Origin of the sequence: Streptomyces sp. Edi2, assembly GCF_040253635.1 — a bacterium.
Classification (GTDB): Bacteria; Actinomycetota; Actinomycetes; order Streptomycetales; family Streptomycetaceae; genus Streptomyces.
Map to the genome: position 1 here is coordinate 7489496 of NZ_JBEJGX010000003.1, position 25932 is coordinate 7515427.

The 25932-nt window shown below is 70.6% G+C and carries 23 protein-coding genes; 15 read left to right on the forward strand and 8 right to left on the reverse strand.

Annotation, left to right across the window (positions count from 1 at the left end; genetic code table 11):
• Positions 1-392 precede the first annotated feature (392 nt).
• The 3 genes from ABR737_RS36165 to ABR737_RS36175 all read left to right on the forward strand — a co-directional run bounded on the left by ABR737_RS36165 (position 393) and on the right by ABR737_RS36175 (position 2825).
• Positions 393-1061 carry a bifunctional 4-hydroxy-2-oxoglutarate aldolase/2-dehydro-3-deoxy-phosphogluconate aldolase gene (locus tag ABR737_RS36165; RefSeq protein WP_350255349.1) on the forward strand — a complete coding sequence of 223 codons (669 nt, stop codon included), beginning with the start codon at positions 393-395 and terminating at the stop codon, positions 1059-1061.
• A 369-nt stretch (positions 1062-1430) separates the two neighbouring features.
• Positions 1431-2258, forward strand: a complete 828-nt coding sequence (locus ABR737_RS36170) for a transporter substrate-binding domain-containing protein (protein ID WP_350255351.1) — start codon at positions 1431-1433, stop codon at positions 2256-2258.
• 111 nt (positions 2259-2369) lie between these two features.
• The gene (locus tag ABR737_RS36175; RefSeq protein WP_350255352.1) at positions 2370-2825 is read left to right on the forward strand and encodes a PaaI family thioesterase; all 456 of its coding nucleotides are present in this window, start codon (positions 2370-2372) and stop codon (positions 2823-2825) included.
• Positions 2826-2837: 12 nt separating this feature from the next.
• Here ABR737_RS36175 and ABR737_RS36180 read toward each other — a convergent pair whose 3' ends face one another.
• Positions 2838-3248 (reverse strand): VOC family protein, encoded by a 411-nt coding sequence (locus tag ABR737_RS36180; protein ID WP_350255353.1) that lies wholly within the window; start codon positions 3246-3248, stop codon positions 2838-2840.
• A gap of 180 nt (positions 3249-3428) precedes the next feature.
• Here ABR737_RS36180 and ABR737_RS36185 point away from each other — a divergent pair, with 180 nt between their 5' ends.
• From ABR737_RS36185 to argS, 8 genes are all read left to right on the forward strand, one after another.
• Positions 3429-4202, forward strand: coding sequence for a GntR family transcriptional regulator (locus ABR737_RS36185; RefSeq protein ID WP_350255355.1), 774 nt, complete (start codon positions 3429-3431; stop codon positions 4200-4202).
• A gap of 421 nt (positions 4203-4623) precedes the next feature.
• Positions 4624-5646 (forward strand): sugar ABC transporter substrate-binding protein, encoded by a 1023-nt coding sequence (locus ABR737_RS36190; protein WP_350255357.1) that lies wholly within the window; start codon positions 4624-4626, stop codon positions 5644-5646.
• A gap of 209 nt (positions 5647-5855) precedes the next feature.
• Entirely contained in the window at positions 5856-6869 is a 1014-nt protein-coding gene (locus tag ABR737_RS36195) for a sugar ABC transporter substrate-binding protein (RefSeq protein WP_502964433.1), read from the forward strand.
• Positions 6866-7939: an ABC transporter permease gene (locus tag ABR737_RS36200; protein ID WP_350255359.1), complete on the forward strand. Its 1074-nt coding sequence runs from the start codon at positions 6866-6868 to the stop codon at positions 7937-7939. Before ABR737_RS36195 ends, ABR737_RS36200 begins: the two co-directional genes overlap by 4 nt.
• A complete protein-coding gene (locus ABR737_RS36205) occupies positions 7936-8745 on the forward strand; it encodes an ATP-binding cassette domain-containing protein (protein WP_350255360.1) in 810 nt (269 codons plus the stop codon). Before ABR737_RS36200 ends, ABR737_RS36205 begins: the two co-directional genes overlap by 4 nt.
• A 228-nt stretch (positions 8746-8973) precedes the next feature.
• Positions 8974-10095, forward strand: a complete 1122-nt coding sequence (locus ABR737_RS36210; protein ID WP_350255362.1) for an ROK family glucokinase — start codon at positions 8974-8976, stop codon at positions 10093-10095.
• Positions 10092-10664, forward strand: a complete 573-nt coding sequence (locus ABR737_RS36215) for a hypothetical protein (RefSeq protein ID WP_350255364.1) — start codon at positions 10092-10094, stop codon at positions 10662-10664. Before ABR737_RS36210 ends, ABR737_RS36215 begins: the two co-directional genes overlap by 4 nt.
• A gap of 96 nt (positions 10665-10760) precedes the next feature.
• Complete coding sequence (gene argS, locus ABR737_RS36220) at positions 10761-12422, forward strand: arginine--tRNA ligase (RefSeq protein ID WP_350255365.1); 1662 nt, start codon at positions 10761-10763, stop codon at positions 12420-12422.
• Between the two features lie 93 nt (positions 12423-12515).
• Here the strand turns inward: argS and ABR737_RS36225 are convergent, their stop codons facing one another.
• Positions 12516-13418 (reverse strand): GNAT family N-acetyltransferase, encoded by a 903-nt coding sequence (locus ABR737_RS36225; RefSeq protein ID WP_350255367.1) that lies wholly within the window; start codon positions 13416-13418, stop codon positions 12516-12518.
• 394 nt (positions 13419-13812) lie between these two features.
• On the opposite strand from ABR737_RS36225, the gene ABR737_RS36230 reads away from it, so the two are divergent.
• The 3 genes from ABR737_RS36230 (at position 13813) to ABR737_RS36240 (ending at position 18250) form a co-directional block, all read left to right on the forward strand.
• Positions 13813-14868 (forward strand): D-alanyl-D-alanine carboxypeptidase family protein, encoded by a 1056-nt coding sequence (locus ABR737_RS36230; RefSeq protein WP_350255369.1) that lies wholly within the window; start codon positions 13813-13815, stop codon positions 14866-14868.
• 142 nt (positions 14869-15010) lie between these two features.
• Complete coding sequence (locus ABR737_RS36235) at positions 15011-17674, forward strand: glycosyltransferase (RefSeq protein WP_350257061.1); 2664 nt, start codon at positions 15011-15013, stop codon at positions 17672-17674.
• A 24-nt stretch (positions 17675-17698) separates the two neighbouring features.
• Positions 17699-18250: a SigE family RNA polymerase sigma factor gene (locus ABR737_RS36240; protein ID WP_350255370.1), complete on the forward strand. Its 552-nt coding sequence runs from the start codon at positions 17699-17701 to the stop codon at positions 18248-18250.
• A 999-nt stretch (positions 18251-19249) separates the two neighbouring features.
• Here the strand turns inward: ABR737_RS36240 and ABR737_RS36245 are convergent.
• Positions 19250-19624 carry a hypothetical protein gene (locus ABR737_RS36245; protein ID WP_350255372.1) on the reverse strand — a complete coding sequence of 125 codons (375 nt, stop codon included), beginning with the start codon at positions 19622-19624 and terminating at the stop codon, positions 19250-19252.
• Positions 19625-19927: 303 nt separating this feature from the next.
• Here ABR737_RS36245 and ABR737_RS36250 point away from each other — a divergent pair, with 303 nt between their 5' ends.
• Positions 19928-20347, forward strand: coding sequence for a contact-dependent growth inhibition system immunity protein (locus ABR737_RS36250; RefSeq protein ID WP_350255373.1), 420 nt, complete (start codon positions 19928-19930; stop codon positions 20345-20347).
• 105 nt (positions 20348-20452) lie between these two features.
• On the opposite strand, the gene ABR737_RS36255 is transcribed toward ABR737_RS36250, so the two are convergent.
• From ABR737_RS36255 to ABR737_RS36275, 5 genes are read right to left on the reverse strand one after another with little or no spacing between them, the layout of a single operon-like run.
• Positions 20453-21592 carry a zinc-binding dehydrogenase gene (locus ABR737_RS36255; RefSeq protein WP_350255375.1) on the reverse strand — a complete coding sequence of 380 codons (1140 nt, stop codon included), beginning with the start codon at positions 21590-21592 and terminating at the stop codon, positions 20453-20455.
• Positions 21589-21891, reverse strand: a complete 303-nt coding sequence (locus ABR737_RS36260; protein ID WP_350255376.1) for a putative quinol monooxygenase — start codon at positions 21889-21891, stop codon at positions 21589-21591. Before ABR737_RS36260 ends, ABR737_RS36255 begins: the two co-directional genes overlap by 4 nt.
• 6 nt (positions 21892-21897) lie before the next feature.
• Positions 21898-22560 (reverse strand): glycerol-3-phosphate responsive antiterminator, encoded by a 663-nt coding sequence (locus tag ABR737_RS36265; RefSeq protein ID WP_350255378.1) that lies wholly within the window; start codon positions 22558-22560, stop codon positions 21898-21900.
• A 43-nt stretch (positions 22561-22603) separates the two neighbouring features.
• Positions 22604-24157, reverse strand: coding sequence for an FAD-binding oxidoreductase (locus ABR737_RS36270; protein WP_350255379.1), 1554 nt, complete (start codon positions 24155-24157; stop codon positions 22604-22606).
• Positions 24154-25827, reverse strand: coding sequence for a glycerol-3-phosphate dehydrogenase/oxidase (locus tag ABR737_RS36275; RefSeq protein ID WP_350255380.1), 1674 nt, complete (start codon positions 25825-25827; stop codon positions 24154-24156). Before ABR737_RS36275 ends, ABR737_RS36270 begins: the two co-directional genes overlap by 4 nt.
• Between the last annotated feature and the right edge of the window lie 105 nt (positions 25828-25932).

A 25932-nucleotide genomic window follows, 5' to 3' on the forward strand; every position in this document is an offset into this window, starting at 1 on the left:
CCCGGTCAGGGTCCGCCGCCTCCAACGCAACGGCGGCCGGGGTGTGTATGCACCTCGGCCGCCGTCGTGCTGTCCGCCGGTGCCGCGCGTCCATTCTGTGCGCCCCACGCCCAACGTCCCACGCCTCACGCCCTGCGCCCACGTCGTGCGCCCCCTCCCACCTCCCTCTTCTCCTCATTCTTGGCAGAAGGGGCGCACGGGGCGCACCCCCGAGAGAGGATTGTCAGTGGTTCCCGGTAGCGTTTCGGCAGAAACGAGGAGTGGGCGGGCATCAGCGGAAAAAGACCATGTGGGGTCGGCTGCTGGGACGCGCCCCGGAAAGTGCCGTATCCACCGTGGGCCATGGTGAGCCGGCACCAGGCGTTGGAGACAAGGAAGGACGGCGAACTGCCGTGTATCGCTGGGAGATCACCCGGGCCGCTCTGGCGCAGCGGGTTTTCGCCATCGTCCGGAGCAGAACGTACGACGAGGCGAGCGCCACGGCCGACACCCTGCTGTCGGCGGGCATCACCAGCCTGGAGATATCCCTCACCACGCCCTTCGCCCTGGAGGCGGTCACGACGCTCACCCGCGAGCTGGGCGACGACGCCATCATCGGCGCGGGCACGGTCCTTGACGCGGTATCGGCCCGGATGGCGGTCGACGCGGGCGCCCGCTATCTCGTCTCGCCGAGCCTCGACGCCGAGGTCATCCGTACGGGCCACCGCTACGGCATCCCGGTCTTCCCCGGGGTGTCGACGCCGACTGAGATGGTCCGCGCGCTCGAACTCGGCGCGGACGCGGTCAAGCTGTTCCCCGCCTCGGGGTATGACCCGGCCTGGCTGGCGGAGGTCCGCTCCTCACTGCCGCAGGTGCCGGTGCTGCCGACGGGTGGGGTGACGGTCGACAACGCGCCGGAGTGGATCGCGGCGGGTGCGGTCGCCGTCGGCATGGGAACGGCACTCTCCGAGGGTGACCGTGAGACCGTCGCCAAGCGCGCCGCCGACCTTCTCAACCGCCTGGACGAAGCCGCCCCCGACCGCCCGGCCACCAGCGGCGCGGCGAACCTCTACGAGGACTGACGGCCCCTCGGCCCCGCTCTCGGACCGGCTTCTCGGGGCACCCGCACCGGTTGGCCGGTCCTCGGACCGGCCCCTACAGGTGCCCGCACCGCCCGTCCGGCCGCACAGCCCCTAAAGGCACCCGCGCTGGCCCCTACGGGCACGCGCACCAGCCGTCCGGCCCTCGCACCGGCCGGTCCGGCCCTCGCACCAACCTCTCCGGTCATCGCACCAGCCCGTCCGCCGTCCCGTCGGCAGCCCGGCCGGCCCGTCGGCCACCCGGCCATCCCGCCGACCGGTCAAGGGGTTCACCTGCACCGCGGGCTCTGCCACCCTGAGCGCTTCGATCACGCGATCACGCCGCCGTGTCCAGGAGTCCCAGGAGCCCTTATGAAGCGCGCCGCCACCCTCTCCGCCCTGGCTTGTCTGCTCGCCGTCACCACCGCCGCCCCGGCGGTCTCGGATGCCCCGGCCGGCGGAGGGGGTGCCCCACTCGCCGCCGGCGCGAAGGCCTCGGCCCTCGACGCCATCCCCCGGCGCGGTGTGCTGCGGGTCTGCACCACCGGCGACTACCGGCCCTTCAGCCACCTCGACCCCAAGACCGGCACCTACAGCGGTGTGGACATCAAAATGGCCGGAGACCTCGCCAAGAGCCTTGACGCCACGCCTCGTTACGTGGCCACGACCTGGGCCAAGCTCGTCGGCGACCTGTCGGCCGGCCGCTGTGACATCGCCATGGGCGGCGTCTCGGTCACCCTCCCGCGCGCTCGCTCCGTCTACTTCAGCGAGCCCACCCGCACCGATGGCAAGACGCCCCTCGTGCGCTGTGCGGACAAGGACAAGTACCAGACCCTGCAACAGATCGACCGGCCCGGAACCAAGGTCATCGTCAACCCCGGTGGCACCAACGAGGAATTCGCCCGCGCCCATCTCCGGCGGGCCACCCTCACGGTCCACCCGGACAACACCACGATCTTCGACGAGATCATCGCGGGCCGTGCGGACGTGATGATGACCGACGCGAGTGAGACTCGCTACCAGGCCAGGATCCACCCCGAACTCTGCTCGCTCCACCCGGACAAGCCCTTCTCCTTCTCCGAAAAGGCCTACGCCCTGCCCCGCGGCGACAACGAGTTCAAGGCGTACGTGGACCAGTGGGTACACCTGGCCACCCATGACGGGACCTACCGCAAGTACGAGGACGCCTGGATGAAGTGAGGCAGTGTGAAGCGATGACGTAGCGCGTCCGTGGGTGCGTGCCGTTTTGGAGAGCTGGCTCTAATATCGACCCGGTCTTCTTCGGAGGTTCGGCGAGAGGCGGTTGGCGAGATGACCGGTGCAGTACAGGAGAGTGCGGTGTTCGATCTTGTGGCGGCGCAGCAGGGGCTGGACGCTCAGCCGTTCAGCAAGCTGATGCAGGCGCGGATCACCGAATTCGGGGACGGCGCGGCGACGCTGGAGATCGATATCCGCGACGAACTCCTGCAACAGCACGGGTTTGTGCACGGCGGAGTGCTGTCGTACGCCGCCGACAACACCCTCACCTTCGCCGCGGCCACGGCCCTGGGCCCGGCCATCGTCACCGGCGGCTTCTCCATCCAGTATCTGCGCCCGGCGCGTGGCCGTACGCTGCGGGCCCGCGCCGAGGTCGTTCAGGCCGGACGCCGGCAGGCGGTGTGCCGCTGCGATCTGACGGTGATCGACGAGGCGGGGGAGGAGAGCGTGTGCGCGGTGGCGCAGGGGACGGCGCTGCCGCTCAACGCTCCGGCGGGCGGTGGCGAGTGAGAGGCGGCCGCCCTAGCCTTCGTCGCCCTCGTTCCTGGCCTCGTTCGTGGCTTCGCTCTCGGCCTCGCCGGGCGACGCCTGGTGTGAAAGGACATTGACGATCCGGCCGTTCGGGTCCTTGACGAAGAACCGGCGGACGCCCCACTCCTCGTCCCGGAGCGGCCGGACGATGTCGGCGCCGGCGGCCAGCAGGGCGGCGTGGACCGCGTCCACGTCATCGACCTCGATGCTCATGTCGGGGGTGACCGGGGCGGTCTTGTCCTGGGTCATGAAGGTGAGCTGCGCGGTGGGGTTGGCAGGGGACGCCAGGGTCATGACCCAGCCCAGGTTCATGACCTCCTCGAACCCCATCAGGCCGTAGAACGTGCGGTTCTCCTCCAGGGCGTCGGACTGGATGTCGGGGACGACGCGACGTACGGACATGGCCGGCTGACTCCTGGGGGAGGGGGGTGGGCATCAAGCCTGCCCAAGCCGGCCCCCTCCCAAGCCCGCCCCGGCCCGGCTCGCCCCCTCCCTCCCCTCCGGTAGGCAAGCCCTCCCCTTGTCCGGACAATGTGACCTCCGGACTTCCCGTCATCTGTCCGGACGGATACGCTCGCCAGCGTGGGGAAACGCGAAACAGAAGCCCGGGGCGCCGAGAGCCCCCTCCAGTTCAGCGTGGACCGGAGCAGTCCGGTCCCGTTGTATTTCCAGCTGTCCCAGCAGCTGGAGGCCGCGATCGAGCACGGCAAGCTGGCTCCCGGCAGCCTGCTCGGCAATGAGATCGAGCTGGCCGGCCGGCTCGGCCTGTCCCGGCCGACGGTGCGGCAGGCGATCCAGTCGCTGGTCGACAAGGGGCTCCTGGTGCGCCGCAGGGGGATCGGCACCCAGGTCGTCCACAGCCAGGTCAAGCGCCCACTGGAGCTGAGCAGCCTCTACGACGACCTGGAGGCGGCCGGACAGAAGCCGGCCACCCGTGTGCTGCTCAACACCACCACCGAGGCCGATGCCGAGGTCGCCGCCGCGCTGGGGATCGCGGAGGGGGCCGAGGTCGCGCTGGTCGAGCGGTTGCGGCTGACGCACGGCGAGCCCGTCGCGCATCTGCGCAATCACCTTCCCGCGGGACTGCTCACGCTGGAGACGGCCGAGCTGGAGGAGACTGGTCTGTACCGCTTGATGCGGTCGGCCGGCATCACCCTGCACAGCGCCCGTCAGGCCGTCGGCGCGCGCGCCGCGACCGTCGAGGAGGGGGAACGGCTCGACGAACCCGAGGGCGCCCCGCTGCTCACGATGCAGCGCACCACGTTCGACGACACCGGGCGGGCGGTCGAATTCGGCTCGCATGTCTACCGCGCTTCCCGGTACGCCTTCGAGTTCCAGCTGCTGGTTCGGCCCTGAGGGTGGAACCCTGCGGGCGGGCCCTGGCAGCGGCGCCCCCTGAGGGCGGCCCTGAGGGCAGCACGCCCGGGCGCCCCTGAGAGCGGCGCCGAGCCGCCCCTGAGCCGCCCCTCAGTGCCCCCTGAGCGCCCCTGAGTGCCCCTGAGGGGCCCAAGGTCCGGCCACCGGCCGGCCGCTCGCGACGCCCGGGTCTGCCTGCTCGCGACGCCCCCGAGGGCACCCCGCCCCCCCCGAGACGGTCCCAGCGGCACCACCCCTAGCGGCACCCGCTAGCGTTTCCACCGGCAATGTCCCCGTATGGGATGCCTCTACGGAGCCCCCTCGTCAGAATGTTCTGACAAACCATTGACGTGGCTCTGCGCGCGCCGTTACAAACTCCTCCAGCCGCAGTCCGGCGGCCGGGAGAAAAGGCGGTCCCACGATGATGGGCGTGCGTACGGCTGGTCCCCTCACTGTCCGCGGCGTCGCGGTGCGCGGCGCCGCCGCCTTACTGACGACCCTCGCGCTGGCCACCGGGTGCAGCGCCTCCGGCGGGCAGGGCGCCGAGGGGGCGGCGTCCGGGTCCGGCAAGGGCGCCGCCACCCCGCGCATGACGATCGGGATGGTCAGCCACTCCGGCGACGGCGACACCTTCTGGGACATCGTGCAGAACGGTGCCGAGCAGGCCGCCGCCAAGGACAACGTGAAGTTCCTGTATGCCCATGACAAGGAGGGTGCCCAGCAGGCCGCGCTGATCCAGTCGTACATCGATCAGAAGGTCGACGGGCTGATCGTCACCCTCGCCAAGCCGCAGGCCGTCAAGGCGGCCGTCCGCAAGGCCGAGGCGCAGGGCATACCCGTCATCACCATCAACTCCGGCGGTGAGCTCTCCCGGGCGTACGGGGCGCTGACGCACATCGGGCAGGACGAGTCCGTGGCGGGGCGCGCGGTCGGCGAGGAGCTGAACCGCCGGCACCGGAAGAAGGCCCTCTGCGTCGTCCACGAGCAGGGCAATGTGTCGCTGGAGGACCGCTGTGCCGGGGTCCGCAAGGCCTTCCACGGGACGGTCGAGAACCTGGATGTCGACGGCACCAACGCGCCCGCCTCACAGTCCTCCGTCGAGGCCAAGCTCCAGTCCGACAAGGACATCGACGCGATCGTCACGCTCGGTGCGCCGATGGCGGCGATCTCCGTCAAGGCCAAGGAGGAGGCGGGCAGCTCCGCGCAGCTGGCGACCTTCGACCTGAACTCCGCCGTCGTCAAGCTGCTCAAGGCCAAGGACGTCACCTTCGCCGTCGACCAGCAGCCCTACCTCCAGGGTTACGAGGCGGTGGATCTGCTCTGGCTCCACAAGGCCAATGCCGATGTGCTCGGCGGCGGCAGGCCGGTGCTCACCGGGCCGGCCCTGGTCACCGAGAAGGACGTACCGAAGCTGACCGCATACACCGGGCGAGGCACCCGGTGAAGCCCCAGGGAAGACGGGACCCGATGAACCGGGACAGATCACCGGTAACGGATACTTGGCCGGTTCGGCCCGGCCGACCGGTGCCGGAGCCGGTGCATGACACCGCGCGCACCGGGACCGGCCGGTCCGGACAGCGCAGACAATCAACGCAGTCGAGCAGTCAACCAACGCAGCCGATACGGCAGCATCAGCGGGAAGGGCGAGTCCTCGTGGCACGGGTTCGAAGAAGGGGACGCGTCGCAGGCGCCGTGCTGGCGGCGGTGCTCGGCGTGGCTCTGGCGGGGTGCAGCAGCACCGGAGGCCTGCGCGCCGAACAGGAGCGCGCCGACAGGTCCGCGGGCGGCAAGGCCGCGGTGAACACCCCCAGGTGGACGTTCGCGATGGTCACCCACTCGGGAGACGGCGACACCTTCTGGGACATCGTCCAGAACGGCGCCCAGCAGGCCGCGGTCAAGGACAACATCAAGTTCGTCTACGGGCACGACAAGGAGGCCCAGCGGCAGAGCCAGCTGGTGCAGTCCTACATCGACCAGAAGGTCGACGGGCTGATCGTCTCGCTCGCCAAGCCCAACGCCATGAAGGACGTGATCGCCAAGGCCGAGAAGGCCGGCATCCCGGTGATCACGGTGAACTCCGGCGCGGAGGCGTCGAAGGCCTTCGGTGCGCTCAGTCACATCGGGCAGGACGAGACGGTGGCCGGTGAGGCGGTCGGCGAGGAGCTGAACAAGCGCGGCCGGAAGAAGGCCCTGTGCGTCCTGCACGAGCAGGGCAACGTCGGCCACGAGCAGCGCTGCGACGGCGCCAAGAAGACCTTCAAGGGCGATCTGCAGAAGCTGTACGTCGAGGGCACCAACATGCCCGATGTGCAGTCCTCCATCGAGTCCAAGCTCCAGGCGGACAGCTCCATCGACGCCGTCGTCACACTCGGCGCCCCGTTCGCCCCCACCGCCGTCAAGGCCAAGGAGCAGGCCGGCAGCAAGGCCGAGATCGACACCTTCGACCTCAACGCCCAGGTCGCAACGGGCCTCAAGGACGGCTCCCTCGGCTTCGCCGTCGACCAGCAGCCCTACCTCCAGGGCTACGAGGCCGTCGACCTGCTGTGGCTCTACAAGTACAACTCCGACGTCCTCGGCGGCGGCAAGCCGGTGCTCACCGGACCCCAGGTGATCACCAAGAAGGACGCCGCCGCGCTGCAGGACTACACGAAGCGGGGGACGCGATGAGTCATACCGACGCACCGCCGCTGCAGCCCGCGGGGCCGCCCGCCAAGAGCGGCGGCGACGAACGGCTGCTGCACCGCTCCCTGGCGCGCCGGCTGATGGGCCGCCCCGAACTGGGCTCGGTCGTCGGCGCCGCCGCGGTCTTCGTGTTCTTCTCGATCGTCGCCGAACCGTTCCTGCGGGCCTCCAGCCTCTCCACGGTGCTCTATGCGTCCTCGACGATCGGCATCATGGCCGTGCCGGTGGCGCTGCTGATGATCGGCGGGGAATTCGATCTCTCGGCCGGCGTCATGGTCGTCAGCTCGGCACTGATCTCCTCGATGTTCAGCTACCAGATGACGGCGAACACGTGGGTGGGCGTCGGGGTTTCCCTGCTGGTCACCCTGGCCATCGGGGCCTTCAACGGCCTGCTGCTGACCCGCACGAAACTGCCCAGCTTCATCATCACGCTGGGCACCTTCTTCATGCTGACCGGCCTCAACCTCGGCTTCACCAAGCTGATCGACGGCACGGTTTCGACGAAGTCCATCGCCGACATGGAGGGCTTCGAGTCGGCCCGCAAGGTCTTCGCCTCGCATCTGACCCTCGGAACTGTCGACATCCAGATCACCATCCTGTGGTGGATCGTGCTGGTCGCCCTCGCCACCTGGATCCTGCTGCGCACCCGCGTCGGCAACTGGATCTTCGCGGTCGGCGGCAACGCCGACGCCGCCCGGGCGGTGGGTGTCCCGGTCACCAAGACCAAGATCGGCCTTTACATGGGCGTCGCGTTCGCCGCCTGGGTCTCCGGCCAGCACCTGCTGTTCTCGTACGACGCGATCCAGTCCGGTGACGGGGTGGGCAACGAATTCCTCTACATCATCGCCGCGGCGGTCGGCGGCTGTCTGATGACCGGCGGCTTCGGCTCGGCGATCGGCGCGGCCGTCGGCGCCTTCATCTTCGGCATGGCCAGCAAGGGCATCGTCTACGCGCAGTGGAATCCGGACTGGTACAAGTTCTTCCTCGGCGCGATGCTGCTGCTCGCCACACTCCTGAACGCATGGGTCCGCAAGCGGGCGGAGGAAAAGGCATGACCGCGCTGGTCGAGCTGAGTGACGTCAGCAAGTTCTACGGCAATGTCCGGGCGCTGGAAGGGGTGTCCCTGGAGGTGCACGCGGGCGAGATCTCCTGTGTGCTCGGGGACAACGGCGCCGGCAAATCCACCCTCATCAAGATCATCGCGGGGCTGCACCGGCACGACGCAGGATCCTTCACCATCGACGGCGAGGAGACCGGCCTCTCCTCCCCGCGCGAGGCCCTGGACCGCGGGATCGCCACCGTCTACCAGGACCTGGCCGTCGTTCCCCTCATGCCGGTGTGGCGGAACTTCTTCCTCGGCTCCGAGCCCACCACCGGCGTCGGCCCCTTCAAGCGGCTCGACGTCAAGACGATGCGCGAGACCACCCGCAGTGAGCTGCTGCGGATGGGCATCGACCTGCGCGATGTCGACCAGCCCATCGGCACCCTCTCGGGCGGCGAACGCCAGTGCGTGGCCATCGCCCGCGCCGTCTACTTCGGTGCCAAGGTCCTGGTCCTGGACGAGCCGACGGCGGCCCTCGGCGTCAAGCAGTCCGGCGTCGTCCTCAAGTACGTCGCGGCCGCGCGGGACGCCGGGCTCGGCGTGGTGTTGATCACCCACAACCCGCACCATGCGTATCTCGTCGGTGACCGCTTCGTCCTGCTCAAACGCGGCGCCATGGCCGGCAGCCACGCCAAATCGGAGATCACCCTGGAAGAGCTGACCCGCCAAATGGCAGGCGGCAGCGAGCTGGAACAGCTCAGTCATGAGCTGGCCAGGACCGCGACTCCGGAATTCCCCGGCGGCCATCGCCCCGAGTGATCACCACCGCGCCCCGCACGGCACCGGAGCTGTGCGGGGCGCGTTACTCCCCGTCGCGATGCGCCGGACGCCGCCGGTGATGCACAATCGCACCGAACCAGCACATCGAGGCCCCGGCCTCCCGAGACCCGCAGGGACGAGACGACTCTTGCGCGCACGCAGCAGCCGCATGGGGGCACCACCCACGCCCTTCGGGCAGTGGGAGAGCACCGGCGAAGAGGTGGGTCGATGAGCATGTACCGGGACCGGGTGCACCGAGGATCGGCCAGTGCCACCGTGCTGCGCACGGTCGGCGCCCGCGAGCGGCGCTCGCATCTGACCGCCCCCCGGGTGCCCACCGTCGGCATCGACATCGGCGGCACCAAGGTCATGGCGGGCGTCGTCGACGCCGACGGCACCATCCTGGAGAAGGTCCGCACCGAGACGCCGGACAAGTCCAAGAGCCCCCGGGTCGTCGAGGACACCATCACCGAGCTGGTGCTCGACCTCTCCGACCGCCACGACGTCCATGCGGTCGGCATCGGCGCCGCCGGCTGGGTCGACGCGGACCGCAGCAAGGTGCTGTTCGCACCCCATCTGAACTGGCGGAACGAACCGCTGCGCGACCGTCTCGCCGGCCGCCTCGCGGTCCCCGTCATGGTCGACAACGACGCCAACACCGCCGCCTGGGCGGAGTGGCGCTTCGGCGCCGGCCGCGGCGAGGACCACCTCGTCATGATCACGCTCGGTACCGGCATCGGCGGCGCGATCCTGGAGGACGGCGCCGTCAAGCGCGGCAAGTACGGCGTGGCCGGTGAATTCGGTCATATGCAGGTCGTGCCGGGCGGCCACCGCTGCCCGTGCGGCAACCGCGGCTGCTGGGAGCAGTACAGCTCCGGCAACGCCCTGGTGCGCGAGGCCCGGGAGCTGGCCGCCGCCGACTCCCCGGTCGCGTACAACATCATCGAGCGGGTCGGCGGCCGCATCGGCGACATCACCGGACCGCTGATCACCGAGCTGGCGCGGGAGGGCGACGCGATGTGCGTCGAACTCCTCCAGGAGATCGGCCAGTGGCTCGGCGTCGGCATCGCCAACCTCGCCGCCGCCCTCGACCCGTCGTGCTTCGTCATCGGCGGTGGCGTCAGCGCTGCCGACGACCTGCTGATCGGCCCGGCCAGGGAGGCGTTCCGGCGTCAGCTCACCGGCCGCGGCTACCGTCCCGAAGCCACTCTTGCGAAGGCCCAGCTCGGCCCCGAGGCCGGTATGGTCGGCGCCGCCGACCTGGCCCGCCTGGTGGCCCGCCGCTTCCGGCGCGCCAACCGGCGCCGGGTCGAGCGCTACGAACGATACGAACGGGCGGGCCGCCGATGACCGACACCGACCTGCACACCGTGCACGACGACGCCCAGCCCGTCCCGCCGCCCCGCGTCAAGCGCCGGCGTCCGGTGCTGATGGCGCTGATCGTCTTCCTGCTGATCGCGATCCCGGCCGGCTACATCGTCATCTCCGCCGAGCAGAGCCGGAACAGCGGCGAGGGCAAGGAGGCCGAGGCCGCCGCCACCGGCCTGACCAACGCCTTCCCCTCCAAGGTCCAGCAGCGGATCTACAACGTCCCGGTGCCGATCGGCTCCACCCCGGTCTACTACTACGAGACCAACTCCTGGCAGACGAGTTCGCTGTTCGTGCAGTTCAGGACCAACAAATGGGGACTTGAGCACTACCTCAACGCCGTCGGCACCAGCACCGCCACCCTCAAGAAGAACCAGCAGACCATCCCGTCCGAGCAGGCGTCGAAGGTCGGCTGGGACTTCAGCATCGACGCGCCCTGGGCCGGCACGACCACCACGGGCCGGTCACCGCACCCGTACCAGCGGATCATGGTCAACTACGACGAGCCGGGCCACCCGGTCGTCCACACGGTCTCGAGCGTGAGGTTCTGACGGCGAGGCCGGGGCGGCGAGGGGTAGTTGCGGGGCTGTGAACAGACCCGGTAATTCGGTGTCTTCGGCTGCGCCGGCCCCGGTAGCGTCGCCGCCGTGACTCCAGAAGATCTTGCAGTCGTCATCTCCGACGGCATACACACGGCTATCCGGTCCGGACGTATCTCCGCAGAGGTGCCCCGGGAGATCCGTGTGGAGCGCCCCCGGCACCGCAGCCATGGCGACTACTCGACCAACGTCGCCCTGCAGCTCGCCAAGTCCGCCGGGCTGCCTGCCCGCACTGTCGCCGAGGTGCTGGCGCCGCTGGTGGGCGCGGCCGCCGCAGTCGCGAAGGCCGAGGTGGCGGGACCCGGGTTCTTGAACATCACTCTGGAGCGCGCGGCGATCGGCGCCTTGGCGCGCGACATCGTCCTGGCCGGTGACGCCTACGGCCGTTCGGACCGGCTCGGCGGCCTCCGGCTCAATCTGGAGTTCGTCTCGGCGAACCCCACCGGACCGGTGCACATCGGCGGGGCCCGGTGGGCAGTCGTGGGTGACGTGCTTGCCCGGCTGCTCGAGGCAGCGGGTGCAGACGTGTCACGGGAGTACTACTTCAACGACGCCGGCGGGCAGATCGACCGCTTCGTCCGCTCGCTGCTCGCCGCGGCGCAGGGCTCACCGGCGCCCGGGGACGGCTACAGCGGCGCGTACATCGAGGAGATCGCCGCCACGGTACTGAGCCGGCGGCCCGGGACCCTGGAACTGGCGGAGACCGAGGCCGCCGCCGTCTTCCGGGCGGAGGGCACGGCGCTGATGTTCGACGAGATCAAGACGTCGCTCACCGCGTTCGGTACCCGCTTCGACGTCTACTTCAACGAGAAGGACCTGCACGACAAGGGCGACCTGGACGCTGCCGTCGCCCGTCTGCGGGAGGGCGGTCACGTCTACGAGGACGAGGGAGCGGTCTGGCTGCGCACCACGGACTTCGGTGACGACAAGGACCGCGTCCTGGTGAAGAGCGACGGTTCCTGGACGTACTTCACCGCGGACTGCGCGTACTACCTCAACAAGCGGTCCCGGGGCTTCGAGCGGGCCGTCATCATGCTCGGTGCCGACCACGCGGGCTATGTGGGCCGGATGCGGGCCATGGCGGCCTGCTTCGGTGACGACCCGGACACGCATCTGGAGATCCTGATCGGCCAACTGGTCAATCTGGTCAAGGACGGTGCGCCGGTCCGGATGAGCAAGCGGGCGGGCACGGTCGTCACCTTGGACGACCTGGTCGAGGCGGTGGGCGTGGACGCCGCGCGGTACGCGCTGGCGCGGGCCGCCGTGGACACGATGATCGATCTCGATATCGACCTGCTCACCCGGCAGTCGAACGACAACCCCGTCTACTACGTCCAGTACGCGCACACCCGGCCGTGCGCCGTACAGCGCAGGGCGGAGGAAGCCGGGATCGTCAAGGGCACACCGGAGGACTTCGACCCCTCGTTGCTCACCCATGAGCGGGAGGCCGACCTGCTGGGCATGCTGGCCGAATTCCCGCAGGTCGTGGCCACCGCCGCCACGCTGCGCGAGCCACACCGGGTCGCGCACTACCTGGAGCAGCTGGCCGGCACCTACCACCGCTTCTACGACGCCTGCCGGGTCCTGCCGCGGGCCGGCGAGAGCCCGGACGACCGCACCCGGGCCAGGTTGTGGCTCACGGAGGCCAGCAGGCTGGTACTGCGCAACGGGCTGCAACTGCTCGGAGTCTCCGCACCGGAACGGATGTGAGCGCGAGCGCTGCGCACCACAACAACCGGCAATCACATCGCGCTCGCCCGCGGACCCGGCGCGGGCGAGCGCCGGGTCCTTCCCGGTCCTGTGTCAGACGAAGTCGACGCGCTCTTCGCTGACGGGGTATCCCGCCGTCGCGAAATGTGCGGCCATCGGGAAGTTCCCCTGGTCGGTCGCGGCCACGATGCGCGTTGCGCCTCGCGCCACCAGGTCCTGGGTGCACTCGATCAGCAGGTCGTAGGCGTAGCCGTGCCCGCGCTGCTCGGGGAGGACGCCGATGAAGCCGATGCAGGAGCCTGCTGAGTTATGGGCGGGAACGTGGAGGCCTGCCGGCTCGCCGGCTCGGGTGTAGGCCACCCGCCACCAGTCCCGTGGGGACGTCGCACTGGTGAGGAGGCCGAGGAGTTCTTCGACGGCGCCGTCCCTGCCGTACTGCGCGATGTCGTGCAGGTCATGGGCGTCCAAGGAGCCTTCCTGGATACGGCGCACCACGCCCCGGATGGCGTTGTCGTCCGGCTCCGGCCGGTACTCCAGGCGCCCGGTGCGCTCCGGGAGCGGGCAGTCGGAGGTCCAGGTGTAGCGGTAGCGTTCGACCAGCTTCCGGAGGCCGGCCGCCTCGGCTGCGGCCATCCGGGCCTCGGCTGCGGCCCGCACGTCCGGCTTGTCGCGCCGGCCGGGCGGCAGTAGCAGGCTGTACTCGGCGTGGAAAGGCGCGGCGCGCAGCAGTTGGACAGCGGCCTCGCCGTCGGTGAAGTCGAACCAGTCGAGGGCGAGGGGCTGGTCGTCCTCGGGCCTGGCCCACCAGGCCGCGCGGGCGACGACGATGCCATTGCGCAGGGCGACCCAGGTCCAATCGGGCCGGTACTGGCCGCCGTCGGCAATCATGCCGTAGGCGTCGCCGAGCAGGGCGCGGCCGATGATGCCCGGGTCGGGCAGGGAGGCGAAGAGGGGGGTCTCGCCCGCGGTGAGCGGACGGATGACCAGTTCAGTCATGGTGAAGCGATCCTTCGGGAGAGTGACGCGCTCCCGGATCAGACCGGAGACGCCCGGTGGACGGGGCGGGAGCGCAAAGCTGTCGTGGTGGGCATCGCTCTCGCCTCCTTATCCGTGATCACGGGCGTGCGCTCACCCTAGGCGCGGTCGCTCGCAGAGGTCCAGGAATTATCCGCAGCGAAGCGGTAACCCGGGGGAGTCGACGGGGAGCTGAGCGCGAGCGAAGGCCCCACGAGACGCGCCAAGTCTCGCCTGCACAACACACCACAGAGGCGAACCCCGTTACATGGCTATGACATAGCCGACTTGAGTAGCTGTCACCACCCAAGTAGGTTCACTATGAACCGAGTTCTACTACATGCCGGCGTCCCCTCGCCGGAAGGATGGACGCCCCATGGGTTCCCACGCCCGCCCCAACCGCATACACCGCACCGGAGTCCGGATCGCGATGGTCGCACTTGTCGGTGCCGCCCTGCCGATCACCGCCGGTGGCCTCGCTCAGGCGGCCACCCCCGGCGCCACGCACTCCGCGGACGAGAACGACCAGCAGGGCGGCCAGGCCACCGCCGCGGCGGCCCAGAAGCAGGGCACGCAGCAGCAGTTGCAGTCCACCGGGGTGGGACGGCACGCTGCCAAGGGCAGGCCTGCTGATGCGCAGGACGCTCCCCAGATCAAGGCCGACCACGCCTTCCTGCTGGATGCCCGCGACGGCAGCCAGGAGCGGGAGATGTGGGGCGGGGCCAAGGCGGACGAGAGCGTGTCGATGGCCAGCACCACCAAGATCATGACGGCCATGGTGGTGCTCAAGCACCCGGAGTGGCTGAACCGGCAGATCACGGTGAAGCAGGAGTACCGGGACTACGTCCAGAAGGTCGGCGGCAGCACCGCCGACCTCCAGACCGGTGACACGCTGACCGTCGAACAGCTGCTGCACGCCATGCTGATCCCGTCCGGCGACGACGCCGCGATGGCTCTGGCCGACAACTTCGGCGCCGGGGACACCGCGGACGCGCGGATCGCCGATTTCGTGCGCCAGATGAACGCCGAGGCCCAGCAACTGGGCCTGACCGGCACGCACTTCGACAGCTTCGACGGCATCTCGCACGGCAACAACCTCGGCACCGCCCGCGACCTGGCCAAGCTCGGCCAGCGCGCCATGCTGAAGCCGGTGTTCGCCGACATCGTGAAGAACAAGCAGTTCAAGGCCGAGGCCCCGGCCGCCAACGGCCACACCCGGTACTACACCTGGGACACCACCAACACGCTGCTGAGCAGCTACGACGGTGCCCTGGGCATCAAGACGGGCAGCGGCCCGGAGGCCGGCTACGCCCTCGTCTTCGCCGCCGAGCGCGACAACCGAACCCTGGTCGGCGCGATCCTCAAGGACAGCGACGACAAGAGCCGCTTCGACGACGCCACCAAGATGCTCGACTGGGGCTTCGCCCACTGAACGAGTAGCGAGAGCGTGCGAGAGACGAAGCCCTGCCGGAGCACTCCGGCAGGGCTTCGTCGTGGGGCGGGCCACGACGGCGTGCAGCGTGTGACGCAGGACATGCAACCCGCCGGCGGTCCGGCGTGGTCCCTGAGGCGTGCTGCACTCTTCTTCTCTCCCTGCCGCCACCGGCGTGCCGACGGCCGGCACCGTCGACCTGACGGTGGTGGTGCCCGCGTACAACGAGGAGCACCGGCTGCCTCGGACCCTCGATGCGATCTGCCGCTATCTGCGTTCCTCGCCCGGCCGGCACGCCGACTGGGAGCTGATCGTCGTCGACGACGGTTCCACGGACGCCACCGCGGCCGCTGTCCGCGAGGCGGCGGCGGCCGAGCCGCGGATCCGGCTGGTGGGGTCGCCGTCGGGCCCCGGACTGCCTGCCTCGCCCGCGCGCAACCACGGCAAGGGCCACGCGGTGCGCCTGGGTGTGCTCGCCTCGCGGGGCGGCCGGGTGCTGGTGACCGACGCCGACCTGGCCACTCCCATCGAGGAAGTGGCCTTCCTGCACGACCAGCTCGACGCGGGGCACGCCGCCGCGATCGGTTCCCGCGCACAGGCGGGCGCACAGGTCGAGGTGTGCCAGCATCCGCTGCGGAAGCTGCTCGGCCGGGTGGGAAACGGGGTGATACGGGCGGTCGCCGTGCCCGGTGTCCGTGATACGCAGTGTGGCTTCAAGCTCTTCGACGGCGACCGGGCACGCGCGGTCTTCGGGCGTTCGCGGGTCGACGGCTGGGGCATCGACGTCGAGATTCTGCGGATGTTCCACGAGGCGAAGTGGCCGGTCGCCGAGGTGCCGGTGCGCTGGGCGCACCAGGCGGGGTCCAAGGTGCGCGCGCTGGACTACGCCGGAGTACTCCTGGAGCTGGTGCGGCTGCGGGCGCGCGGCGCCCTGCGAAGGATGCGGCCCGCCGACCGGGTGGTGGTGCTCGGCTATCTGCTGGCGTCCGTATGGCTCTTCAAGGGGTTGTGGGACGACCCCGGCGGGAGCTATCTGACCGACAGCGGGCAGGACCAGAACCAGTGGGAGTGGTTCTTCGCGGTCACCGCGCACCATGTCTTCGGGCTGCACGACCCGTTCTTCACCACCCTGCAGAACCATCCGCTGGGTGTGAACCTGATGGCGAACACCGCCATGCTCGGGCTGTCCGTCCCGCTCGCACCCGTCACCGCGCTCTTCGGGCCCGCCGTGACCTGGGCGCTGGTGCTGACCGGCGGCCTGGCCGCGACCGCGGCCGCCTGGTACTGGCTGCTCCTCAAGCGATGCGTACGGTCGCGCCGGGCAGCCGCGCTCGGCGGGGCCCTGTGTGCCTTCGCGCCGCCGATGATCTCGCACGCCAACGCGCACCCGAACTTCGCCGTGCTGTTCATGATGCCGCTCATCACCGACCGGCTGCTGAGGCTGTGCGCGGTGCGCGGCAAGGACGGTGCCGGCAAGGACGGTGCCGGCGAGGGCTGTCGTGGCCATGACGGTGGCGGCAAGCACGGCGGCGGCCATGACGAAAGTGGCGGAACCACTCGTCGTCGTACCGTCCGGGACGGTGTGGTCCTCGGCCTCCTCCTGACCTACCAGATCTTCCTCGGTGAAGAGGCCCTGCTGCTGGCAGCCATCGGCCTGCTGCTCTTCGCGGTGGGCTACGCGGCCGCGCGCCCCGCCGTCATCCGGACGGTCTGGCGCGCCCTGGCCCGCGGCCTGGCCGTCGCCGCGGGTGTCTGTTTGCTGCTGCTCGCCTACCCGCTCGGCCGGCAGTTCTTCGGCGCCCAGAGCTATACCGGTGTGCTGCACGGCCCGACGGGCAACTCGCCGCGTGCGCTGGTGGAGTTCGCGGGCCGCTCGCTGGCGGGGAACCCGGCCACGGCCGACGCCCTCGCCCTCAACCGCACCGAGCAGAACGCCTTCTTCGGCTGGCCGCTGGTCGCACTGACCGTTGTGGTGGTCGTGTGGCTGTGGCGCGATCCCCGGGCCCGGGGGCTGGCGACGGCCGCCTTCGGGGCGGTGCTGCTGTCCCTGGGCCGCACGATTCCGGTGCCGGGCACGGACGTCACGCTGCCGGGGCCATGGCGGCTGCTCCACGACCTCCCGCTGTTCGAATCGGTCATCGAATCGCGGATGGCGATGGCGGCGGCCCCCGCGCTCGGCATCCTCCTGGCCCTCGCCTGTGACCGCTGGGACGCGCAGGCCCGGCCCGCCGGCTCCACCGGGCGCGTTGCCGCCGACGACCGGGCGCTGAGAGCCGTGGGGTGGGCGGCAGTCACCGCCGCCCTCCTTCCGATAGTGCCGACCCCGCTGGCCACCGTCGACCGGGCCGCCGTCCCCTCTTTCATTGCCGACGGCACCTGGCGCGCTTCCGTACCGCAGGGCCGCACTCTCGTCCCCGTGCCGCTGCCCGACCCCGCCCACACCGAGGCCCTGCACTGGCAGACCACCGCCGGCCTCGGCTTTCCGCTGCCCGGCGGCTACTTCAACGGACCGTACGGGCCCGACCGGACCGGCATCTACGGCCCGGTGCCCCGCTCCACCTCCGCCCTCCTGAGCGAGGTCAGCCGCACCGGCCGGACCCCGGACATCGGCCCGGCGCAGCGACGGGAAGCCCGCAAGGATCTGCGCTTCTGGCGGGCGGGGGCGGTCGTGCTCGTTTCGCAACCGGGAGACCAGGCGCTACGTCTCACTGTGCAGCGGCTGATGGGGGCGCCGGGGCGGTGGATCGGCGGCGTCTGGGTGTGGCAGGTGCACGGGGACACCGGCGCGGGATCGACAGCGGCCTGAACGCGAGAGTGTGAGCGGCAAGACATGACCGGGACCGGACCCGAGGACCGTATCGAGGCCGAGCGGGCGTACACGGAGTACGTCTCCGCCAGGCTGCCCACGCTCCGCCGCATTGCACACCTGCTCTGCAAGGACTTCCACCGGGCCGACGACGTCGTGCAGACCACCCTCACCAAGCTGTACGTCCACTGGCGGCGCGCCCGCGCGGCCGACGACCTGGACCGCTATGTGCACACCATGCTCGTCCGGTGCTTCCTCAACGAGCAGCGGCTCGAATGGGCGCGCGTGCGCCTGTCGGGGTCCCCACACGAAACCCCCGGGCTGCCGCCGGCCGCAGGCGTGCCAGACATCGAGACGCGCACCGTCGTCCACACGGCGCTCCTGCGCGTCCCGGCCCGGCAGCGCGCCGTGCTCGTGCTGCGCTACTTGTGCGATCTGCCGGTGGCGGAGGTGGCTGGGATCCTGGGCTGTTCGGAGGGAAACGTGAAGAGCCAGTCCGCCCGCGGCCTCACCCGGCTGCGTGCCCAACTCGGCGGCCAACTGCCCGTATCCGCGGCGTCCAGGAGGGAGGCGTAGCGGCCGTGCACGACGACGAACTGGAACGGGAAGCAGCCCAGCTGCTCACCCCGCTGCACGATTTCGAACCGGGGCCCGGGGCGCCAGGGGTGGATGTGGCCCGCGCCATTCGGCAGGGGCGGCAGCGGCGACGGGTCCGCGGGGCGGCACTGCCGGTGCTCGCGGCAGCCGTGGTCGCGGTGGTGGCCGTGGCCTTCTTGCTGGTGATCCACGCCCTGCCCGGCAGCCGCAGCGTGCCACCCGCCGACCGTCCGCTCACCCCCAAGCCAGGGCCGTCCGCCGCCCGCACACCGACCCCGAGCAGCACCACGGATCCCCCTTCGCAGGCACCGAGCCCGCCCCCGGGCCCCACGGAAACACCGACAGATACGTCGACTCCGACACTGACCGGCACACCGACCGAAACGCCAACCGATACGTCGACATCTCCCACAGGAACTCCCTCGGGTACAGGGACTCCCTCGGGCACGGCGACGCCGAGCTCACGTGCGCGGGTCACTGCGACCCCCACCACCGGTGCCCCGGATCAGAAGCCTTCCGGTGCGGATCTGGTGCGACACGCCTGAACTGGCCCAGACAACGAGCAAGGCCCCGGTCACCGACCTGGGCCTCAACTACGGAGCGGACTACGGGAATCGAATCCGCGCGCTGCGCTCGGAAATCAGGGGCTTTCGGGCGCCTAATATCCGGCCGAGCGATAAAGCAGGCATGACCGGCGGCGAGGGACGGGCCGCCGAGCAGTCGGCCCGTCCCTCGCCGTACCCCTTCTCAAGCCGGTCTTGATCGACGTACTGGTGAAAGGTGCCTGAGTGCAGACGGGTCGGGAAGCGTCCTCGAGGGCTCCGCAAGAAAGCCGGTGCCGGCTTGGCGTCATCGTCGCCTCACCGGACTTTGTACGCCACGGTCCGAGCGGGACGGGCGTAGCGCAGCGGGCTGTACCCGTGGGAGCTTGTACAGCCCGCAGCATGTGTGCGGGCGTGTCAGCCGGGGCGTCGGACCTCAGCGGCGCTCGCAGGCAAGTGTCAGGCACAGCATCAGCACCTCGTAGGGGGTGTTGTCGCTCTGTGCAGGGGGCGTCTCCTCGGAGTCCGCGACGAACCGCCACTGCGATGGCTGGGCGTGCTCGGTCTCTCCCTTCTTATCCACCTCGACGTGGAGTGTGCGGGCCTGCGGATCGTTCGTCTCGACGAGCACTTCGTCGCTGTCGACCGAGAAGTGGTCGTGTAACAGGACCAGACCGAACCGGTCCAGGTTGCCGTGCTTCTCCAGCACGGCCTTGATGTCCCTGGCGAACTCCGCGTCCTGTGGGCCGAGCGGTTCTGCGTCTTCGAAGCGAGGAAGGTGGTGCGATGCGCGGCTGGTCTGCGTAGGCATGCCGATCTCCCTTCGACCGCGCTCTGCGGTCTCAAGACACCTTAGACACATGGTGAGTTGCAGCAGAAGCGCCCGAGGAAGGGATCCCATGCGAGCCGGACGGCGCTGCTGGGACTCAACGCCCACGCCGGGGCGACGAAAAGGCGGTACTGCAGGCCACCCGCATCCCCCTGTGCCTCCTGGCCCATCGAATCCAGCAGTTCACATGTGAAATCGTCCGCGGCCTCAAGCGGTTACGTAGTACGCGACGTCTTCCGCCTGATCCGGCCCGGGAGTACACACCGGTCCGGTGAGAATGAACCCATGGACCGTCTGCTGCACCTCGACCGCACGCTCGACGAGCTGGACCCACCGCGCTGGGTGCCGCCTGCCGATGACGCGACCCGTTTGGTGCGCACCGTGCATGAGTTGCGCCGTGTGCCCTTGGGGGAACTCGGTCCCGTGGATCTGCGTACCCTCATTTCACAGCAGGTGGCGCTGCCCTATGTCCTTCCGCTCGCCGTGCGCTTGCTGCTCGAGGAGCCGCTGCTCGACGCCTGCTTCTACGAGGGTGACCTGCTGCGCGCCACCGTCAATGCCCCTGCCCCGGTCTGGGCCTTCCTGCCGGAGCTCGGCGCCCGGCTGCGGACCGTCATCACGGCATTGCCGGAGAGTGCGGTTGCCGGCCTGCCTCGGGGTACCGCGGAGGAGCTTGCCCGCTTCGTCGGGGGGCCCGCACGGTGAGGCTCTGACCTGGGGGGAATGCCCTGGGTGGGGCGCAGCCGTCGGTTGGGTTGGGGACAGGGCCGGCGGCGTGGTGGTGCCGGCGGACGGGTGCGGGACGTCCGGTCAGGCCGTCAGCATTCCTGACGTGTCGATGACCTGGCGGATGGCGCGGCCCGAAGTCAGCTCCTCCAGCGCGGTGTTGATGTCGCCGAGGGGCAGGGTGCCCGTGTGCATCCGCTCGACCGGCATCAGGCCGGCTCGCCACAGGTCCAGGAACCGGGGGATGTCGCGGCGTGGGACCGCGTCGCCCATGTACGAGCCCAGGAGGGACTTGCCTTCGCCCGCGAAGGTGAGGGCCGGGATCTCCAGCACCCGGTCGGGGGCGGGGAGGCCGACCGAGACGACCTTGCCGCCTCGGGCCACGGAGGTCAGGCACTGCGCCATCACTCGGGGGCTGCCTACCGCCTCCACTGCCAACTCGGCGCCACCGCCTGTGAGTTCGCGTACTGCGTCGAGGGCTTCGGCGGGGTCGTAGGCGTGGGTCGCGCCCAGTTGGAGAGCCAGTTCGCGCTTCTCGGGGACCGGGTCGACGGCGATGACGGGGTAGGCGCCCGCCGCGCGGGCGCCCAGAACCGCGGACAGGCCCACTCCGCCCAGACCGTAGACCACCGCCGACTGGCCGGGACGCAGGGCGGCGGTGTTGATGACGGCTCCGGCGCCGGTCAGGACCGCACAGCCGAACATGGACGCCACCCCGAAGGAGATGTCCTTCGGGATCGGTACCACCGACTCCTGGGCCAGTACGGCGTATTCGGAGAATGCCGAGACGCCCAGCTGGTGGTGGACGGGGGCGCCGGAGGCGTCGGTCAGCAGGGACGGGCCGTGCAGCAGCGCACCCGACCCGTTCGATGCGGCGGCCTGGGCGCACAGCGCGGGCCGGCCGGCCGCGCAGTCGGCGCAGAAGCCGCAACTCGGCACGAACACCATGGCCACATGGTCGCCGGGACGTACCCGGCCCACGCCCGGTCCGGTCTCCTGGACGACGCCCACCGCCTCGTGACCGAGCGCCATCGGCAGCGGGCGGACCCGGTCGCCGTTGACCACCGACAGGTCGGAGTGACAGAGCGAGGCGGCCGCGACACGGACCAGCACCTCGCCCTCGCGGGGGCCGCCCAGCTCCAGCTCCGCCACCTCCACCGGACGGGTCTCGGAGTAGGGGCGGGCGGCCGACACGCGGCGCAGTATCGCGGCACGGGTCTTCATGCCCGCACCTCCGGGCGCGGGGCGCAGCGCAGCACGTCGCGGCTGTCCAGCAGGGGGACGATCAGGCCGAGCACGATGTCCTGGAAGTGCGGCGTGGCGCAGTGGGCGGTGAAGTCGGCCTCGCAGCCGTACTCCTCGTACAGCACGACGGTCCGCGGGTCCTCGAGGCCCTGGTGGACGCGGTAGGCGAGATTGCCCGGCTCCCGGCGGGAGGCGGCGGCCACGGTGTCGAGCAGGGAGAGGACGCTGTTCTCCTCGCCCTCCTTGGTGCGGTAGCGGGCGACGACGACGTATGACATGGGGTCTTACTCCTGGGGTGGTGCGGTGGGCCTCTTCAGGGCGGCGGGCGGGACCGGCGGCAGCTGGTCCCGGCGCAGGTTCCAGAGGCGGGGGTCGGAGGTGGCGGCGGCGACGGACCCGAGGGCCAGCGCCAGCGCCACGTCCGCGGGGGACTCGACGAAGCCCGCGGCGACGGACGGGGACATCGCGCGCTGTGACTGCGGGCTCATCCGGGCGATGACCGGGGCGGGCATGACTTCGACCAGGTCCGGCGCCCCGCGCGAGACCGCGTCCATGGAGCGGCGGAGATTGGACCGGTCGGTGACGAACACCTTCATCATCGTCAGCAGGCCGAGCGGCCGGCCCTTCTCCGCCAGGGACAGCCGGGTACTGACCACGCCGTGGGCGCCCATGGACTTGATGAACTCCAGCGCGCCCCGGTCCTGGGCCAGGCCCGGGCTGCTGTCCACGTTCACGAACACGGTCTTCCCCGCCCGGCCCAGCGCCGGCAGGACCTGTGGCAGCTGCCCGACGGTGAGCGAGGCGACGATGCACAACTTGGCCGGTGCGGTCAGGAACTGCCGCACGGGCTGGGTGCCGACGACCGACGCGACGACCGGGATGTCGGCGAGCGCCGAGGTGAGCCGCGGGTCGAGCGCGGCACCGGACCGGGACGGGGAACGAGTCATGGCAAGGGCCTGTCTGGGGAGTGAGGGGGTGCCGTGACGGAGGTCAGCTCAGCGGGGACGTGCCGAAGCGGCTGGGGAGGCCCAGCTTGCCAGGGTTGAGGATGCCGGCCGGGTCCAGGGCCTTCTTCACCGCGACGAACGTCGCGAAGCCCGCACCGAGGGACTTTGCCATGTAGGGGCCGCGCAGCAGACCGCAGCCGTGGTGGTGGCTGAGCGCCGCGCCGTGCGCGACGAGCACGGCGTTGGCCGCGTCCCACACCGCGCGGTACCAGTCGCGGCGGGACTTGGGGGCCACGTCTCCGCGGAGCGAGAAGTAGACGCACGCGCCGTCGGTGTACGCGTGGGACTGGTGGGCCGAGGCGGCCAGGGTGCCGTCCACCGCCTCGATCGCGGCGACCACCTCGTCGTAGATCACCGGGAGGTCGGTCCAGGACGCGGCCATCTCCAGGGTGTCGGCGACGAAGCCCGGACCCGGCTCGAAGCCCTCGGCGGACTTGCCGACCAGCATCCGCTCGTCCAGCCAGCGCTCGAAGACGGCCCGGCTGTCCAGTTCGGGGCCGTACACCTCGCAGACCTCCTTCGCCACTTCGATGGAGGCGTCGACGAGGGCGGGGTCGCCCTCGTCGGCGATGAGCAGGAGGTTGGTCTCCGGGTGGCCGAAGTGGGTGCCCGACTCCAGGGCGTCGTACAGGCGCAGGACGGCCGGGGTGGCACCACGCTGCATGATCCGGCGGCAGGCCTCAAGGCCCTCGGCGAAGCTCTCGAATCCGTACGCCACGGCAGAGGCGTACTCGGGCAGCGGGTGGACCCGCAGCCGGGCCGAGACGATGACGCCTAGGGTGCCCTCGGAGCCGATGAACAGCTGGCGCAGGTCCGGGCCGACCGCGGCGCGGGCATAGTCGCCGTATGTGGCTCGCGTGCCGTCGGCGTGCACGACGTCGACGCCGACGACCATGTCCTCGATCTTGCCGTACCGGGTGGAGAGCTGGCCGGCGCCGCGGCAGGCGATCCAGCCGCCGACGGTGGAGACGGCGAACGCGGACGGCCAGTGGCCGGTGGTGACGCCGTACTCCTCCTGGAGCTGCTTCTCGAACAGGTCGCCGAACATGCCGGCCTGGACGTCCACGACGTTCGACCCGGCGTCGAAGCCGGTGATCCGGTTGAGTCCGCACACGTCCAGGACGACACCGCCGAAGACGGGCAGTGCGGCGCCGGTGACGTTGGAGCGGCCGGCGGACGGGGTGACCGGGATGCCCGCCTCGTGGCAGATCCGCAGCACGGCCGCGACCTGGTCGGCATCGGCGGCCTCGACGAACACGGCGTCCGGGGTCGCGGGACGGCCCTCGGTCTCGCCGATCATCGAACCGGCCCACCAGTCACGGGTCCGGGTGACGACCTCGTCGCGGGAGGTGTGCACCGCGTGCGCGGCCTCGCGCAGCGCCTTGACCACGGTCTCGGGGACCTCGACCGGGTCGGCCTGAAGCGCGGCCGCGCCGTCGCCGACCGGGGTGTTGCGCGCCCACTTGCTGGGGCTGGGGGCACCGACGGTGTAGTTGCCCCGGTTGAACGGGTGGGTGATGGTCTGACGGCTGATCATGCTGCGGTCCCTTCGAGGAGTACGGACTTTTCGTGACGGACGGCTGCGAGGTACTCGGCGACCGAGCACTCGACCTCCGCCTCCGTGAGGTTCAGTTCCCGGCCGAGGATCGCGCCGACGGCCTCGGCGGCGTCGGCGGAGGCGTCCCGGGCGAACAGGCGGGCGCGGGTGCGGCGGGAGAGGACGTCGTCGACCGAACGGGCCAGCTCGGCCCGGGCCGCGTACACGACCTCCGCCTTCGTGTAGGGGAGCCCCGCGACGACCGGCTCGGCCAGCGACGGGTCCTCCTGGATGAGGTCGCCGACGAACCGGGCCTCGGTGCCATAGCGTTCGCCCAGGTGGGCGGCGATGCCGCCGGACGCGGCGACGGCCTCGGCGTCGTAACCGGCGCCGCCCAGGAGCGGGAGGCGGGTGGTGCGGCTCTTCGCCGTGCGGCCGAGGACCGTCATCACCTTGTCGATGATGAGTTCGCCCATGTGCCGGCTGGTGGTGAGCTTGCCGCCGGTCACCGTCACCATGTGGGTGCGGCCGATGGTGATGTGGTGGTCGCGGCTCATATCGAGGGTGGCGCCCTCCTTGCTGCCGACCAGCGGCCGCAGTCCGCCGAGGGAGCCGACCACGTCGTCCGGGGTGAGCTTCCCCTCGAAGGCGGTGTTGGCGCCCTCCAGCAGGAAGTTCATCTCCTCGCGGGTGCAGTGCACGTCGTCGGGGGAGCCCTGGTAGTCCTCGTCGGTGGTGCCCAGCACCACGCGGTTGCCCCAGCGGGTGCAGGTCGCGCGGCGGGCCCTGCCGGGGATCGGCACGGTCACCGTGCAGTTGATCCGCACCTTGTCCCACGGCACCACGATGTGGACGCCCTTGGCGGGCCGCACCCGCGGTGTGTGGCCGTCGTCCGCCTTCGCGTCGAGTTCGTCGGTCCACACCCCGGTGGCGTTGACCACGGCCCGGGCGCGGATGTCGAAGGTGTCGCCGTCCGCCGAGACCCGGGCACCGGACACCTTGCCGCCCTGCATCAGCAGGCTCCCGGCCTTCGCCCCGTTGAGGACCGTCGCCCCGAGCGCGGCGGCGGTGCGCAGGATGGTGAGGACGAGGCGGGCGTCGTCGGTGCGGGCGTCGAAGTACACCAGCCCGCCCTTGAGGTTCTCCGCGCGCAGCGTCGGCGCCTGGGCCAGGACCTCGGGAACGGTGAGTCGCTGGTGCAGCTTGCCGATCCGCCAGCCGCCGACCAGGTCGTACGTCCACAGCAGACCCTCGAAGCCCTTGGCCAGACGGGCGTCGAGGACGCCTTCCTTCTCCAGGATCGGGAAGAGGAACGGCAGCCGGTGCACCAGGTGCGGTGCGTTCTTGCGGAACCGGTGGCGTTCGAGGAGCGAGTGGCGGACCAGGTTGATGTTGCCCTGCTCGATGTACCGCAGGCCGCCGTGCACCATCTTCGACGACTTCGACGAGGTGCCGGAGGCGAAGTCGTCCTTCTCGACCAGCGCCGCGCTCAGACCGCGCGAGACGGCGTCGAGCACGGCGTACGCCCCGGTGACGCCGCCACCGATGACCAGCACGTCGTAGGTGTCGTCGGCCAGCCGGCGCTTTTGGCCGGCCCGTTCGAGCAGCAGCGGCGTCCGGCGGGTCGCCGCGGCAGTGCGCCGCGGTTTCCTGGCGGGCATGGTGATCACCACATCAACTCCTGGTGTTTCGGTGTGGCAGCCCCGGCGTCGGGTGCGGGCCGCCGGCGCGGCGGCCGGGGGCTGTCAGTGGGGGGGTCGGGGTTCGGGGTTCGG

What these genes read in the sequence shown, in the direction of transcription:
- ABR737_RS36170 (WP_350255351.1), top strand. Translation starts at nt 1,431, where the DNA reads ATGAAGCGCGCCGCCACCCTCTCCGCCCTGGCTTGTCTGCTCGCCGTC.
- ABR737_RS36175 (WP_350255352.1), top strand. Translation starts at nt 2,370, where the DNA reads ATGACCGGTGCAGTACAGGAGAGTGCGGTGTTCGATCTTGTGGCGGCG.
- ABR737_RS36180 (WP_350255353.1), bottom strand. Translation starts at nt 3,248, where the DNA reads ATGTCCGTACGTCGCGTCGTCCCCGACATCCAGTCCGACGCCCTGGAG.
- ABR737_RS36190 (WP_350255357.1), top strand. Translation starts at nt 4,624, where the DNA reads ATGATGGGCGTGCGTACGGCTGGTCCCCTCACTGTCCGCGGCGTCGCG.
- ABR737_RS36200 (WP_350255359.1), top strand. Translation starts at nt 6,866, where the DNA reads ATGAGTCATACCGACGCACCGCCGCTGCAGCCCGCGGGGCCGCCCGCC.
- ABR737_RS36205 (WP_350255360.1), top strand. Translation starts at nt 7,936, where the DNA reads ATGACCGCGCTGGTCGAGCTGAGTGACGTCAGCAAGTTCTACGGCAAT.
- ABR737_RS36210 (WP_350255362.1), top strand. Translation starts at nt 8,974, where the DNA reads ATGAGCATGTACCGGGACCGGGTGCACCGAGGATCGGCCAGTGCCACC.
- ABR737_RS36215 (WP_350255364.1), top strand. Translation starts at nt 10,092, where the DNA reads ATGACCGACACCGACCTGCACACCGTGCACGACGACGCCCAGCCCGTC.
- ABR737_RS36225 (WP_350255367.1), bottom strand. Translation starts at nt 13,418, where the DNA reads ATGACTGAACTGGTCATCCGTCCGCTCACCGCGGGCGAGACCCCCCTC.
- ABR737_RS36230 (WP_350255369.1), top strand. Translation starts at nt 13,813, where the DNA reads ATGGGTTCCCACGCCCGCCCCAACCGCATACACCGCACCGGAGTCCGG.
- ABR737_RS36240 (WP_350255370.1), top strand. Translation starts at nt 17,699, where the DNA reads ATGACCGGGACCGGACCCGAGGACCGTATCGAGGCCGAGCGGGCGTAC.
- ABR737_RS36245 (WP_350255372.1), bottom strand. Translation starts at nt 19,624, where the DNA reads ATGCCTACGCAGACCAGCCGCGCATCGCACCACCTTCCTCGCTTCGAA.
- ABR737_RS36250 (WP_350255373.1), top strand. Translation starts at nt 19,928, where the DNA reads ATGGACCGTCTGCTGCACCTCGACCGCACGCTCGACGAGCTGGACCCA.
- ABR737_RS36255 (WP_350255375.1), bottom strand. Translation starts at nt 21,592, where the DNA reads ATGAAGACCCGTGCCGCGATACTGCGCCGCGTGTCGGCCGCCCGCCCC.
- ABR737_RS36260 (WP_350255376.1), bottom strand. Translation starts at nt 21,891, where the DNA reads ATGTCATACGTCGTCGTCGCCCGCTACCGCACCAAGGAGGGCGAGGAG.
- ABR737_RS36265 (WP_350255378.1), bottom strand. Translation starts at nt 22,560, where the DNA reads ATGACTCGTTCCCCGTCCCGGTCCGGTGCCGCGCTCGACCCGCGGCTC.
- ABR737_RS36270 (WP_350255379.1), bottom strand. Translation starts at nt 24,157, where the DNA reads ATGATCAGCCGTCAGACCATCACCCACCCGTTCAACCGGGGCAACTAC.